Here is a 12,483-nt window from a genome sequence, read left to right on the forward strand (position 1 = left end):
AACCACCTCATTATTTTTCAGGTGATTTTGATGGGCTCAGGTAGCAGCGGTCACGGTTACCCAATAACGGGTTCGGTAATCGATGTGCAAGCGCAGTGACTGCGCGATCAATGCCAGGACCTGATCGTTGTCGGCGAGCTGGAAGGTGCCGGAAACGCGGCGATCCGCGACTTCTTCGGCGCAGCGCAATACCCCGGGGCGATAACGCGACAACTCCACGATGAAATCACTGAGGCGCATATGGCGCGCAGTGATCACGCCGTCCCCCCAGCTCCACAGATCGAGGCCGTTGTCGCTGAACGTTCGGGCGCTACTTGATGTAAACAGCAGCTGATTGCCTGCCTGGACGCTGCGGCTCGCAGGACTTTGACTGGCGCCGGGGAACACCGTGACTGATCCTTCCTGAGCCGCGACCAGCGTGCCTTCGTCCAGCTCGCGTGCCAGAAAGCGGGAACTGTGAGCGCGCATGATCCCGTCACGTGATTGCACCCAGAACGGTCGCGCTTGCGGCGAATGTTGATCCGCGCCGACATTCACGATGATTTCACCCCGTCGCAGGATGATCAGGCGTCGCTGGGCGTCGAAATCGCTGTCGACGGCGCTATCGCTATTGAGCTGGATAAGGCTGCCATCATCGAGTTGGAAACGTCGTTGCTCGCCGGTGCTGCTGCGCTGCTGCGCAAGCATGGCGGGTACGGGTGTGTAGTCCCGGCCGAGCCAGGCTGCCGTGCCAACGGTGGCCAATATGCCCAGTAGCTTCAGGCTGTCCCGCCGCCGCATTCCCTGATGAGTGCCATCAAGGGTTTGTCGCGCCAGTTGAGCGGGTACACCGGCAAATTCATCCCCTAGGGTTTCCACACGCTGCCACGCCAACACATGCTCTGGGCGCTGCTGCAGCCAGTGCTCAAAAGAGTGCTGTGTTTGTTCGTCCGCTTGATTGAAGCGCAGGCGCACCAGCCATTGGATCGCCTGCTCAACAATGGCCGGATCCAGCGCCTGCGGCTCAGGCCTCGACATAACGCAAGCGATAGCAGTGTTGCAGGGCCGTGGCCAGGTCGCGCTCAATCGTCGCGCGGGAAACACCGAGCTTTTCGGCGATTTGCGCGCACGTCAGACCGTCGAGTCGGGCGAATAAAAACGCCTGACGAACCCTTGGCTTAAGCAAACTGAGCATGCGGTCTATGCGCTCCAGCGCATCAAGAATCAGCAGCCGGCTTTCTTCCGAGGGAACTTCGTGTTGAGGCAGCAACGTGACGCTTTCCAGGTAGGCGCGCTCGAGTTCGCGACGACGATACTGATCAATCATCAGTCCGCGGGCGATACTGCTCAAATAGGCACGTGGTTCGCGCAAGGGGCTGGTTTGACGGGATTTAAGCAGGCGTACGAAGGTGTCCTGCGCCAAATCTGCTGCGTTATCGCGACATCCAATGCGTCGGATCAGCCAGCCGTGTAACCACGAATGGTGGGTGCGATAGAGCAGCCCTAGATCTGCAGTACCTAGCGTTTCATCGCTGCGCATCGAATCCCCGGAAAGTACATGATTGATAATTAATCGCATTCTACTCAGGCAACAGGCCTTAGGCAAATACGCGGCGTTCAGCGTTCGCATTGGCGCGAATGGCGTCACTCTGTAGGGACTGCGAGTAAAAGAATGCATCCAGCGTCTGGACGATTTGAGCGCTAACCAGCGGGCACTTTTTCGTTCGGACCCTGGCCAGCAGGAGGCTGCTCAGTGCGCCAATGACGGTTGGGTAGCGACCGAGACAGTGAAGACCACGACAAACAGCACGACGATTCCCCAGAACAACACCATGACTGTCAGCATGAAGACCTTAAGGCCTTGATAAAGCCTGCGCAGCCAATGGCCTTCGGGTTGTGCTTCAGAGCGGCTTCTGAGTACGCCTTTCAGATAGAAACCGAGGAGCGCCAATGCCGCGCCATCTATTGCCAGTGCAGGCAGGCCGGCTAGGGGGAAAATGCTTTCCCAGCGATAGAAAGAAGACCGGCTCAGAAAGACCACATAACAAGTCAGACTGCCGTAGGGCAGTGCTCTCCACCATTTTCCGGCCAGCGCGCCGACCATCAGGCACATGACCACCATGAACGGGCTGAGGAGAATATGGAGCATCCAGTCCAATACGTTGGGCAAGTAGTCCGGGGAATGGATGTTGCGCCAGAGGTGTTCCAACATTGTTCGGGTTCCTGCCGTCCATGAAGTAAGTGCTGCTGCGGTGCTTCCGTGCTGCAGCACGGTATCGGCATGTTCTCGGGTTACATAAGGGCTGCTGGCATTTTGTCACCCTCTAGCGGCCGCTCGCGCCACGGTCATCAACCCTTGCTCTACCACGCTCTGTTTATCTTTGTTGATCCCCGATAAGAAAAACCGATACCTGCTTAAGGATTTCCCAGAGGCGGGCGGTATACCTGCGGCTTTACAGTCACCTTCATCGTTCAGCGTGGACGGTCTACTTACAGGCCTTGTCCGTCGGGACTTCTACAAAAATAAGAAGGTGAGAGCATGACGAGTGAAACGGTCGATATCAAAGCGTGGATCGATAACCGAAAAGTGGTGCCGTACCAGTGGCTGATTATGGGTTTATGTTTTTTCATAGTGCTTTTCGATGGCTTCGACGTCGCGGTGATGGGGTTTATTGCCCCCTCGCTGATTCAAGAGTGGGGGCTTTCGAAAGCGGCGTTTGGCCCGGTGATGAGCGCGGGCATGATTGGGCTGGCGATCGGCGCGCTGACCGCTGGCCCTTACGCCGACCGAATCGGCCGCAAAAAGGTACTACTGACGGCGGTGACTGGCTTCAGCGTGCTAAGCCTTGCATGCGCCTTTGCACGTAATCCCTACGAGCTGGCTGCCTTGCGTCTGCTGACCGGTGTGGCGCTGGGCGCAGCGTTGCCAAACACCACCACGCTGCTTTCCGAGTATTTGCCGGAACGCAATCGGTCACTGTTCATCACGATCATGTTCACCGGATTCAATATGGGGTCGGGGTTGGGCGGATTTCTCGCCGCGTGGTTGATTCCCCATCACGGCTGGCAGTCGGTGTTGCTCGCAGGCGGGATTCTGCCGATGTTGCTGCTGCCCTTGATGTGGCTGTTGCTGCCTGAGTCGGCGCGTTTTCTCGCCGCACGCAACGCGCCCGCCAGCCAGATTGCCAAGGTGCTGAACAAGCTGGGGGGCACCTTCAGCGCAGCGACGAAATTCGTCATTGCCGAACCGCAGGCTCAGCAAAAAGCACCGCTGCGCTTGCTCTTCACCGATCACTATCGTTTCGGCACTCTGGCCTTGTGGGCAACTTACTTCATGGGGTTGCTGGTGATCTACCTGACCATGGGCTGGATGCCGACCCTGCTGCGTGAAGGTGGGCTGTCCATCGAACGGGCCGCGACCATCACCGGACTGTTCCAGATTGGCGGTACTGTCGGCGCCATAGTGGTTGGGTGGGCGATGGACCGGCGAAATCCGAACGCGGTGATCGCCACGTCTTACGCGCTGGGTGGCGCTTTCATTCTGCTGCTGGGCGCCTTCAGCCTTGAATCGGGCCTGCTGGCATTCGGCGTGATGGCGGCAGGTTTCTGTATGAGCGGCGCGCAAACCGGCCTCAATGCTTTCGCGCCCGGTTACTACTCGACGGACTGCCGCGCCACGGGCGTCAGCTGGATACTGGGTATCGGCCGCTTCGGGGCTATCTTTGGTTCACTCATCGGTGGCGCGGTGCTCAGCCTCGGGCTGGGGTTGCCGCTGCTGTTTGCCCTGTTGAGCGTGCCTGCCTTTATCGCTGCACTGGCGATTCTGGCTAACGGTCATGCACGGCGCCGAGTCAGTCGGGCCTTGCTGGCGCATTAATCTTTTCAACAAAGGAACTCGTTATGGCACGCATCATTGGTGGCCTCGCTGTATCTCACACCCCGACCATCGGCTTTGCGGTCGATCACGACAAGCAGCATGAGGCCGCCTGGGCGCCGATCTTCCGTGGTTTTGAGCCGATCAAGGTGTGGCTGAAGGAGCAGCAACCGGATGTGCTGTTCTATATCTTCAACGACCACGTGACCTCGTTTTTCTTTGATCACTATGGTGCATTTTCCCTCGGTGTCGATGAGCGTTACGAAGTCGCCGATGAGGGCGGTAATCCACGCGAGTTACCGGGGATCGCTGGCCATGCGGCGCTGTCGCGGCACATCGGTGAGAGCCTGGTGGCGGATGAATTCGACATGAGCTTCTTCCGTGACAAGCCGCTCGACCATGGCTTCTTCTCGCCGATGTCGGCACTGTTGCCGTGCGAGCCGGACTGGCCGGTGGAAATCGTGCCGCTGCAGGTTGGCGTGTTGCAGTTCCCGGTGCCGAGTGCGCGGCGCTGCTACAAGTTGGGCCAGGCGCTACGCCGGGCGATTGAAAGCTACCCCGCGGATTTGAAAGTGGCCATCGTCGCGACCGGCGGCGTTTCCCACCAGGTGCACGGCGAGCGCTGTGGTTTCAACAACCCGGAGTGGGACCAGCAGTTCATTGATCTATTGGTAAACGATCCCGAGCGCCTGACCGAAATGACCCATGCCGAGTACGCCGCGCTGGGAGGCATGGAAGGTTCGGAAGTGATCACCTGGCTGATCATGCGCGGCGCGCTGTCGGCCACGGTGAAAAACCTGCACCAGGATTACTACCTGCCGTCGATGACCGGCATTGCCACACTGCTGCTGGAAAACCAGGATCGAGCCGTTCCCGTCGACGTCGTTGCGCGGCACTTGCAGCACATGCAGCATCAGTTGGCAGGTATCGAGAAGCTCGAAGGCACCTATCCATTCACCCTGGAACGCAGCGCCAAGGGTTATCGGTTGAACAAGTTTTTGCACCGCATGATTGAACCGCATTGGCGTCAGCGTTTCCTCGACCAACCCGAAGCGCTGTTCGATGAAGCAGGGCTGAGCGATGAAGAGCGGGATCTGCTGCGCCGCCGCGACTGGCGCGGATTGATTCACTACGGGGCGATTTTTTTCGTGCTGGAAAAACTCGCTGCCGTGGTCGGGGTGCCGAATCTGCAGATCTACGCGGCGATGCGCGGCCAAAGTCTCGAGGAATTCATGAAAACCCGTAATCAGCAGGTGCTCTATTCGGTAGCGGGCAAGGCCCCACGCTAACGACACGGCGTCATCGGCGGCTCGCTCCGGGCCGCTTCGCAACACCCTTGAATGACTTCACTGCGCCCGGCTCATGCGGGCGTAGCTCGGCGAGTGGATGCCAGTGTTGCCGATATTGCGTTCCGACAACGGTCGCTGGTTGCCACAAACCTTTCGTGGCGGTCAGATTACTTGGTTCATAGCCAACCACTGGGTGACTGGACGCTGGGCTCCAATCTTGGCTACACACTGCAAAGCGGTGCGTTGAAGAACCTCAACCTGCGCTGGCGCAACACGAGCATTCGCCGCGATTACAGCAGCAATGAGTTCGACGAGAATCGCTTGATCATCAGCTATCCGTTGAGCCTGCTTTAATCGCTTCATTGGCCTGAGTTCGGATTACCTGGCGGATCATCTCCATCAACGCCTGCGCCACCGGTGAGTGCAGGCAGCTGCTGCGGTACGTCAGGCCGATGGCTCTGGCGGTCTGTTTCAATTCCAGCGGCAAAATGCACAACTCGCCGGACGCGATCTCCTGTTCCAGTTGATGCGCTGAAACGGCTGCGAGCATGTCCGAGCGTAACAACAGTCCGCGAATGATCGCCATGTCGGCGCTTTCCACCACCGGGGAAGGCGCCGGAATGCCGAAACCGGCGAAGCAGTCATCGAGCATTTTGCGAGCCGGCGACCCGGCGCGCGGCAATACCCACTGCGCGTTAGCGAGATGATCCTGCAGGCCGGTTTTGCCGTAAAGCGGATGATCACGCCGCGCAAGCACGACCATTTCCTCTGTCAGCAGTGACTCACCGACCAGGTCGCTGGCATAGGTCGACGAACGCAGCGCTCCGAAAATGAAATCCACATCACCGGCGCGCAATTCAGTCGCCAACAGGTCGAAGGGACTCTCATTGGTGATCACTTGAATACCCGGGTGCTCGGCCATCAGGCGCACGATGGCTTCGGGCAGGATACGCGTGCGGCCAAGGGGCAGTGCACCGACGTGGACAACACCGTGCAAGGTACCGCGAAGGGCGGTGATGTCGCTGTCGATATGGCGCAGTTCGTTCAGCGCACGGCGGATTGCAAACAGGATGTCATGGCTCGCGCGGGTCGGTTGCAAACCGCGCGGCGTGCGCTCGAACAGCGATTGGCCGCAGCCGTTTTCGAGGACTTTCAGCGTCGAACTGACCGCAGGCTGACTCAGCCCCAGCAGGTTGGCCACTGTCTGCATGTGCTGGGTTTCACAGAGTTTGACGAACACTTGCAGGCGTCGTGCCTGGAACAGATAAAGCGGTTCAATCGCGGCTTTTTCACCTTGGCCGAGCAATGTCGGCACGCTCCCAAGCTCCGCCAATACCCTTCGCGCACGGGGTAGCAAGCGTTCACCGAAATTGGTCAGGCGCATACCGTTGGCGTGGCGCTCGAACAGCATTACGCCCAGCCGTTCTTCGAATTCGGAAATGGAGCGGGTGACCACCGATTGTGCCCGGTACAGCGCGACTGACGCCTTGGAGACGCTGCCGTGATCAGCCACGCGGACGAAGGCGCGCACGTGCATCAGGCTCGGCAGTTCAAGGTTTTCCATGGGCAAGGGCTCTGCGGGTCGGCGAATTCGACGACTATGCCGCCGCTATTTTCGAGTGGCAATAAAAAAAACGCATACCTCGAACACTCGAACGCATTACTCCGTCGGCGGGGTGCGATGCGATGCTCTTTCGCAACGCAAGAGGAGAATCCGCAATGATCGATTCAACCAAAAACGCGCTGGTCGTCAGCGCCCACTCAGCCGATTTTGTCTGGCGTGCCGGTGGCGCCATCGCCCTGCATGCACAGCAGGGGTACCACGTTCACATCGTCTGCCTGTCGTTTGGCGAGCGCGGCGAATCCGCCAAGCTGTGGCGCAAGGGCGAGATGAGCGAAGACAAGGTCAAAGCCGCACGTCGCGAAGAGGCACAGGCCGCCGCCGATATTCTTGGGGCCAGTGTCGAGTTCTTCGATATCGGCGATTACCCGATGCGCGTGGACAAGGAAACCTTGTTCCGTCTAGCCGATGTTTTTCGCCGGGTGCAACCGGAGTTCGTTCTCAGTCACTCGCTCAAGGACCCGTACAACTACGATCACCCGCTGGCCATGAACCTGACTCAGGAGGCGCGAATCATCGCCCAGGCCGAAGGCTATAAACCGGGTGAGAAAATCGTCGGCGCACCGCCGGTCTACAGTTTCGAGCCGCACCAGCCTGAGCAATGCGAATGGCGCCCCGATGTACTGCTCGACATCACTGATGTCTGGGACAAGAAGTACGCGGCCATCCAGTGCATGGCCGGTCAGGAGCACTTGTGGGAGTACTACACGCGCGTTGCCCTGCAACGCGGTGTGCAAGCCAAACGTAATGTCGGGATCACCTCAACCCGCAACATCGTCTATGGCGAGGGTTACCAGAGTATTTTCCCGCGTGTCACGGAGAATCTGGGATGAGCGAACATATCGGCAAGACTGGCGTTGTCGTGCGCAATATTCAGCGCGCCGAAGCAGCGCTAATCGATGAGTTGAAACGCTTCGGCGTGGCGACTATTCATGAAGCGCAGGGCCGCAAAGGACTGTTCGCGACTTCGATCAGACCCATTCAGCAGGGCACAGTGATCAGTGGTTCAGCCGTCACGGTGCTGGTTGCGCCGGGTGACAACTGGATGTTCCATGTGGCCGTCGAACAATGCCGGCCCGGCGATATTCTGGTGGTCGCGCCGAGTTCGCCGTGCACCGACGGCTACTTCGGCGACCTGCTGGCCACCTCGCTCAAAGCCCACGGCGTACGGGCACTGGTGATCGATGCGGGCGTGCGCGACACCCACACCCTGCGCGAAATGGGCTTCCCGGTCTGGTCCCGCGCCATCAGCGCCCAAGGCACAATTAAAGAAACCCTGGGCTCGGTCAACCTGCCGCTGGTGTGCGGTGGGCAACTGGTACACCCGGGTGATGTGGTGGTTGCTGATGATGATGGTGTGGTGGTCGTGCGACGCACCGAGCTGCTGCAAGTCGTCGAAGCCAGTCGCGCCCGCGCCGACCTGGAGGAACAGAAGGCCCTGCGCCTGGCCAAGGGCGAACTGGGTCTGGACATCTACAACATGCGCGCGCGTCTGGCGGAAAAGGGTTTGCGCTACGTCGACAGCCTCGAAGAACTGGGAGACTGAGCATGGCGCAGGCCCGCATTCCCTGTCTGTTGATGCGCGGTGGCACGTCGAAAGGCGCTTACTTTCTGGCCGACGATTTACCGCAAGAGCCTGCGCTGCGAGACCGCGTGCTGCTGGCGATGATGGGTTCGCCGGATGCGCGGCAGATCGACGGTATTGGCGGTGGTGATTCACTGACCAGCAAAGTGGCGATCATCAGACCGTCTAGCCGCGCTGATGCAGATGTCGATTACCTTTTCGCCCAGGTGCTGGTGGACGAGCCGCGCGTCGATTACGGTCAGAACTGCGGGAACATCCTTGCCGGTGTCGGTCCGGTTGCCATCGAGCGCGGGTTGGTGGCGGCGACAGCCGACGTCACCCCAGTGCGGATCTACATGGAAAACACCGGACAGATCGCCATCGCCCATGTACCAACGTCTGATGGTGAGGTGCGCTATGACGGCGACGCGCGTATCGACGGCGTGCCGGGGCAGGCCGCGCCATTGATTGTCGAATTCAAGGATGTCGCTGGCGCCACTTGCGGCGCCATGTTGCCGACCGGCAACGCCCGGGACGTGATCGACGGCGTTGAAGTGACCTGCATCGATAACGGCATGCCCGTGGTGCTGATCAACGCGCAAGAGCTTGGTTGCAGTGGCTATGAGAGTCCCGCGCAACTCGACGTCTATGCTTCACTGAAACAGCGTCTGGAGTCCATTCGCCTGAAAGCGGGGCAGCGCATGAATCTGGGTGATGTGAGTCAGCGCAACGTGCCGAAAATGTGCCTGATTGCACCGCCGCAGGTAGGTGGTGCAATCACCACACGCAGTTTCATTCCCCATCGCTGCCACACCAGCATTGGCGTGTTCGGCGCGGTCAGCGTGGCCGCCGCTTGCCTGATCAAAGGCAGTGTGGCGGCGGCCATGGCGATTGTGGAGGAGGGCGACGTGAAACGCCTATCGATCGAACATCCGACGGGCGAGTTCACTGTGGATCTGCGCTTGCAGGACGAGCGATTGGTCGGGTGCGGACTGATGCGCACGGCTCGGTTGTTGTTTGATGGCCTCGTCTGCATTCCCTCAGCGGTCTGGAGTGGTAAAGCCGTTGGTCAATCAGGGAGTGCTTCTCGCAAGTACGCGTAAAGAGCTGAAAAAATGCGCAAGCGATCCACCCATGTGAAGCAGGTCGCGCGTCCCCAGAAACGACAAAGCCCTGAATAGTCAGGGCTTTGTTGTATCCAGTGGAAGCTCGCCGGGTGAGTCGCTTTGATCTTCCAGACCCTGTGAAAGCTCGTTGATCGATCCATTCGTGATTGGCCGCTATCGGCCAAAAGCGGACGATCAATTAGTAGTTGTAACAAAGAGTTGTCCGCCATTTAATGAGTGATCGAACACCATGTTGATGAACCGAAAATGAGTAAATTGGGTTGCACATGTGGCCATGTGATTACCGACCAGACCGACGGCTTGCCCTATAAGGCGAGCCTGCTTCGCGACGAGGTAGAAAATGAATTTTGGGAAGAGGTGCACCGTGAACTCAAACCTCTGGTAGAGGCGGCGGAGTCCGGAGACAAGGCTGCGATCGCAGATGCATTTGGCGAGTTTTCGCCCTGGTTCAGCGCTGCTGACAAGCTGCAAGACCGGATATCCAGCCTCTACATTCGCCGAATGTCGAGTGCCTACGAGTGCCAGAACTGTGGACGCCTTTGGGTGCAAAAAGATGACAGTGAAAGATTTGTTTCCTATGTCCCTGAGGAAGGCGCATATGGCGCAATCCTGGCAGTAGCATCAGGAGGATCTGAAAATCTGAATTAAGCGTTCGCGATTTGTCGGAAGCGGAGATTGCAATCGGCAGCAGACGGCCATAAGCAGCCATTAGTATACTGAGCTGATTATGGACACCGAGCTTGGGTTTTTGACACAACGAGACTGGTCTCTAAACCGCAGTTGCCACGACGACTTTGCATGTTTGACCACCCCGTTTGCTTCAATCGAGTGTCCGTAGTGTTTCAACGATAAGTGACCGCACCCAGCGATGACCTGCGTCGCGCTGAGTTCGTTCATGCCAGGCCAAGATTTTTCTGAAGCCTGGAATTTCAACAGGCGGCTCTATTGATTTGAGCCCGATGTTGTTCACTGCCAATCGACGCGGCACGACAGCGATTATGTCGCTGTACGTTAGAATTTCTGGAAGTACCAGAAAGCTGGTCACCGACACTGTCACTCGACGTGATCTTCCAAGTTTTTCCAGAGCATCATCCGTCACTCCATGAAAACCGCCCCCTGCCGGGGAAACCAAGACGTGATCCAATGCGCAGAATCGATCCAGTGAAAGCCTGCCATTCAGCGCATCTGGGTGATCAGCGCGCATTACGCATACATAGCTTTCATCAAAGAGTGCCATCGCATGCAATCCTGGTGTTACCGCTTCAGGGGTAACCAATGCGAGATCGATCTCACCTCGATCCAGCTGATTTTGAAGCTCTTGATGATCCACGGGCTGGACACTAACGCGGATGTTAGGCGCTTGTACTCTTAGCGCATTGAGAAACGGTACGACCACTGCACGCAATGCATAGTCGGTCGAAGCAATCCTTATCGTCATGCTCGCCGTCAACGGATCAAAGCTTTGCGGCTGAAGCATACCTTCAATATCTGCCAGCAATTTCTTAACCGGCGTTGCAAGCTGCTCTGCACGCGACGTCGGCACGATGCCGCGCTGGGCGCGCACGAACAGCGGATCGGCGAAGCTTTCTCTGAGTCTGTTGAGCATGCCGCTCACAGCAGGCTGGGTTAGTGAGAGTCGATTAGCTGCTCGCGTAACACTACGTTCGTCAAGCAACGCATCCAGTGCTTTGAGGAGGTTGAGATCTAGATTTCTGATATCAGGATTCATGATGTGCAAAATAAAACATAGCGATTGGTCTTATTTCTAGCCTACACCCATCATGGTCTCAATTCATCAACTGAGCGCTGCATAACCATGAAACAAATCATTTGGCCTGAAGGCTACCTGCCAGGTTTTACCGAAAACTTTGTCTCTAACGAGGTCATCATCGCGGGATTGAGTGCCGCACAGGTATGGCCTCTGCTCACCCAGGCGCAGAGATGGCCCTCGTACTACGCCAACTCGGCAAACATCCAGTTTCATGATCACATCGGGCCGGATCTGCAAGACGGGGTATTTTTCTACTTCGAAACGTTCGGCTTTCCGGTCGAGGCTTTATGCAATGAGTACGTGCCGCCAACCTCAACCTCCCCAGGACGAATTGCGTGGCATGGATGGTCGGGTGAGGGTGACGCTCGGCTGGATGTTCACCATGCCTGGCTGATTGAAGACCTCTCTGGTGGACGAGTGCGCATCCTGACTCAGGAAACACAGAAGGGTAAACCAGCGGAGGATCTCGCCAAGGCCAAACCCAATCCGATGATCAACGGTCATCAGGAATGGCTGGACGGCTTGGTGGGTGCGGCACGCTTGTCTCCCAGCCTTTAGCCTCTTAATTTAGTCTTTAGCCGTGGGCCTCAGATGCGGTCAGATTAGGCATTCTAAGTCCGGCCCCAGAGCATCCGTATCTCAGCTCTGGGGCGATTCGACAAAAGCCTGACGACTTCCCTGCGTTATCCGCAATATTTGAACTTCATTCCAACGGCAGCGGACGATCAATGATCACGTGCTTCATCACCAACGTCGATGTCAGACGCTGTACGTTGGGTAACCTCGACAGTTCCTCATCGTATAGTTTTTGAAATGCAGGAAGATCTGCTGTCACCACCATCAGCAGGTAATCAGGATCGCCAAAAAGTCTCTGAGCTTGGACGATGTAAGGAATTCGCGGTAAAGCATCTTCAAAATCAGCTACTGCTTTTTGGTGTCCCTCTCGGAGCGTCACGAATACCAGGGACGAGAAATTGAGTCCTAACTCAGTTGCGGATAGTTGAGCTCGATAACCCTTGATCACTCCCAGTTCTTCCATCGCCCGAACGCGTCGATGGCATGGAGACAAACTTAGACCTACGCGGTCGGCCAGCTCCGTCAGTGACTGACGACCATCTTGCTGCAGTTGCGCAAGAATCTTCTTGTCTACACGATCCATTAAGAAAAACCTTCTAATTCATTCAGCTTTGACAGGTATCTTCGAAAGATAATACCACTTCGCTTTCATTATCCTTCTATCACGGTTTTTCAGGGCCAA

General features: G+C 57.4%; 14 protein-coding genes and 1 pseudogene. 9 read left to right on the forward strand and 6 right to left on the reverse strand.

Annotated elements, in window-relative coordinates; genetic code table 11:
- Positions 1–36: 36 nt before the first annotated feature.
- The 3 genes from ACIF4X_RS00850 to ACIF4X_RS00860 all read right to left on the reverse strand — a co-directional run bounded on the left by ACIF4X_RS00850 (position 37) and on the right by ACIF4X_RS00860 (position 2,191).
- Positions 37–1,017, reverse strand: coding sequence for a FecR domain-containing protein (locus tag ACIF4X_RS00850; RefSeq protein WP_397480532.1), 981 nt, complete (start codon positions 1,015–1,017; stop codon positions 37–39).
- Positions 1,004–1,519, reverse strand: a complete 516-nt coding sequence (locus ACIF4X_RS00855; RefSeq protein WP_122598327.1) for a sigma-70 family RNA polymerase sigma factor — start codon at positions 1,517–1,519, stop codon at positions 1,004–1,006. The genes ACIF4X_RS00850 and ACIF4X_RS00855 overlap by 14 nt, the downstream gene beginning before the upstream one ends.
- Before the next feature lie 210 nt (positions 1,520–1,729).
- Positions 1,730–2,191 (reverse strand): hypothetical protein, encoded by a 462-nt coding sequence (locus ACIF4X_RS00860; protein ID WP_397480533.1) that lies wholly within the window; start codon positions 2,189–2,191, stop codon positions 1,730–1,732.
- Positions 2,192–2,518: 327 nt separating this feature from the next.
- Here ACIF4X_RS00860 and ACIF4X_RS00865 point away from each other — a divergent pair, with 327 nt between their 5' ends.
- From ACIF4X_RS00865 to ACIF4X_RS00880, 4 genes and pseudogenes are all read left to right on the forward strand, one after another.
- Positions 2,519–3,856, forward strand: a complete 1,338-nt coding sequence (locus tag ACIF4X_RS00865) for an MFS transporter (protein ID WP_397480534.1) — start codon at positions 2,519–2,521, stop codon at positions 3,854–3,856.
- A 23-nt stretch (positions 3,857–3,879) separates the two neighbouring features.
- Positions 3,880–5,142, forward strand: a complete 1,263-nt coding sequence (locus ACIF4X_RS00870; RefSeq protein ID WP_397480535.1) for a gallate dioxygenase — start codon at positions 3,880–3,882, stop codon at positions 5,140–5,142.
- 97 nt (positions 5,143–5,239) lie between these two features.
- On the forward strand, positions 5,240–5,389 hold the full coding sequence (locus ACIF4X_RS00875; RefSeq protein ID WP_397480536.1) for a hypothetical protein: 150 nt from the start codon (positions 5,240–5,242) through the stop codon (positions 5,387–5,389).
- Positions 5,350–5,496 (forward strand): annotated as a pseudogene (locus ACIF4X_RS00880) (OprD family outer membrane porin); the annotation flags it as partial. The gene ACIF4X_RS00875 and the pseudogene ACIF4X_RS00880, both read left to right, overlap by 40 nt.
- On the opposite strand, the gene ACIF4X_RS00885 reads toward ACIF4X_RS00880, so the two are convergent.
- Entirely contained in the window at positions 5,471–6,706 is a 1,236-nt protein-coding gene (locus tag ACIF4X_RS00885; protein WP_397480537.1) for a LysR family transcriptional regulator, read from the reverse strand. The pseudogene ACIF4X_RS00880 and the gene ACIF4X_RS00885 sit on opposite strands and share 26 nt — an antisense overlap.
- A gap of 155 nt (positions 6,707–6,861) precedes the next feature.
- Here ACIF4X_RS00885 and galB point away from each other — a divergent pair, with 155 nt between their 5' ends.
- The 4 genes from galB to ACIF4X_RS00905 all read left to right on the forward strand — a co-directional run bounded on the left by galB (position 6,862) and on the right by ACIF4X_RS00905 (position 10,102).
- Positions 6,862–7,596 carry a 4-oxalmesaconate hydratase gene (gene galB, locus ACIF4X_RS00890; protein ID WP_397480538.1) on the forward strand — a complete coding sequence of 245 codons (735 nt, stop codon included), beginning with the start codon at positions 6,862–6,864 and terminating at the stop codon, positions 7,594–7,596.
- A complete protein-coding gene (locus tag ACIF4X_RS00895; protein ID WP_397480539.1) occupies positions 7,593–8,309 on the forward strand; it encodes a 4-carboxy-4-hydroxy-2-oxoadipate aldolase/oxaloacetate decarboxylase in 717 nt (238 codons plus the stop codon). The genes galB and ACIF4X_RS00895 overlap by 4 nt, the downstream gene beginning before the upstream one ends.
- A gap of 2 nt (positions 8,310–8,311) precedes the next feature.
- A complete protein-coding gene (locus ACIF4X_RS00900; RefSeq protein ID WP_397480540.1) occupies positions 8,312–9,430 on the forward strand; it encodes a 4-oxalomesaconate tautomerase in 1,119 nt (372 codons plus the stop codon).
- 270 nt (positions 9,431–9,700) lie between these two features.
- A complete protein-coding gene (locus ACIF4X_RS00905; RefSeq protein ID WP_178113675.1) occupies positions 9,701–10,102 on the forward strand; it encodes a hypothetical protein in 402 nt (133 codons plus the stop codon).
- Between the two features lie 172 nt (positions 10,103–10,274).
- Here ACIF4X_RS00905 and ACIF4X_RS00910 read toward each other — a convergent pair whose 3' ends face one another.
- On the reverse strand, positions 10,275–11,183 hold the full coding sequence (locus ACIF4X_RS00910) for a LysR family transcriptional regulator (protein ID WP_397480541.1): 909 nt from the start codon (positions 11,181–11,183) through the stop codon (positions 10,275–10,277).
- A gap of 87 nt (positions 11,184–11,270) precedes the next feature.
- Here ACIF4X_RS00910 and ACIF4X_RS00915 point away from each other — a divergent pair, with 87 nt between their 5' ends.
- On the forward strand, positions 11,271–11,783 hold the full coding sequence (locus tag ACIF4X_RS00915) for an SRPBCC domain-containing protein (protein ID WP_397480542.1): 513 nt from the start codon (positions 11,271–11,273) through the stop codon (positions 11,781–11,783).
- 145 nt (positions 11,784–11,928) lie between these two features.
- Here the strand turns inward: ACIF4X_RS00915 and ACIF4X_RS00920 are convergent, their stop codons facing one another.
- Positions 11,929–12,384, reverse strand: coding sequence for an Lrp/AsnC family transcriptional regulator (locus ACIF4X_RS00920; RefSeq protein WP_397480543.1), 456 nt, complete (start codon positions 12,382–12,384; stop codon positions 11,929–11,931).
- Positions 12,385–12,483 lie beyond the last annotated feature (99 nt).

It is taken from the genome of Pseudomonas sp. NPDC085632 (assembly GCF_044541255.1).
Lineage (GTDB): Bacteria > Pseudomonadota > Gammaproteobacteria > Pseudomonadales > Pseudomonadaceae > Aquipseudomonas.

Excerpts from the sequence above, each read along its gene's own strand:
- ACIF4X_RS00850 (WP_397480532.1), bottom strand. The coding sequence starts at position 1,017 with ATGTCGAGGCCTGAGCCGCAGGCGCTGGATCCGGCCATTGTTGAGCAG.
- ACIF4X_RS00855 (WP_122598327.1), bottom strand. The coding sequence starts at position 1,519 with ATGCGCAGCGATGAAACGCTAGGTACTGCAGATCTAGGGCTGCTCTAT.
- ACIF4X_RS00860 (WP_397480533.1), bottom strand. The coding sequence starts at position 2,191 with ATGTTGGAACACCTCTGGCGCAACATCCATTCCCCGGACTACTTGCCC.
- ACIF4X_RS00865 (WP_397480534.1), top strand. The coding sequence starts at position 2,519 with ATGACGAGTGAAACGGTCGATATCAAAGCGTGGATCGATAACCGAAAA.
- ACIF4X_RS00870 (WP_397480535.1), top strand. The coding sequence starts at position 3,880 with ATGGCACGCATCATTGGTGGCCTCGCTGTATCTCACACCCCGACCATC.
- ACIF4X_RS00875 (WP_397480536.1), top strand. The coding sequence starts at position 5,240 with ATGCCAGTGTTGCCGATATTGCGTTCCGACAACGGTCGCTGGTTGCCA.
- ACIF4X_RS00885 (WP_397480537.1), bottom strand. The coding sequence starts at position 6,706 with ATGGAAAACCTTGAACTGCCGAGCCTGATGCACGTGCGCGCCTTCGTC.
- galB (WP_397480538.1), top strand. The coding sequence starts at position 6,862 with ATGATCGATTCAACCAAAAACGCGCTGGTCGTCAGCGCCCACTCAGCC.
- ACIF4X_RS00895 (WP_397480539.1), top strand. The coding sequence starts at position 7,593 with ATGAGCGAACATATCGGCAAGACTGGCGTTGTCGTGCGCAATATTCAG.
- ACIF4X_RS00900 (WP_397480540.1), top strand. The coding sequence starts at position 8,312 with ATGGCGCAGGCCCGCATTCCCTGTCTGTTGATGCGCGGTGGCACGTCG.
- ACIF4X_RS00905 (WP_178113675.1), top strand. The coding sequence starts at position 9,701 with ATGAGTAAATTGGGTTGCACATGTGGCCATGTGATTACCGACCAGACC.
- ACIF4X_RS00910 (WP_397480541.1), bottom strand. The coding sequence starts at position 11,183 with ATGAATCCTGATATCAGAAATCTAGATCTCAACCTCCTCAAAGCACTG.
- ACIF4X_RS00915 (WP_397480542.1), top strand. The coding sequence starts at position 11,271 with ATGAAACAAATCATTTGGCCTGAAGGCTACCTGCCAGGTTTTACCGAA.
- ACIF4X_RS00920 (WP_397480543.1), bottom strand. The coding sequence starts at position 12,384 with ATGGATCGTGTAGACAAGAAGATTCTTGCGCAACTGCAGCAAGATGGT.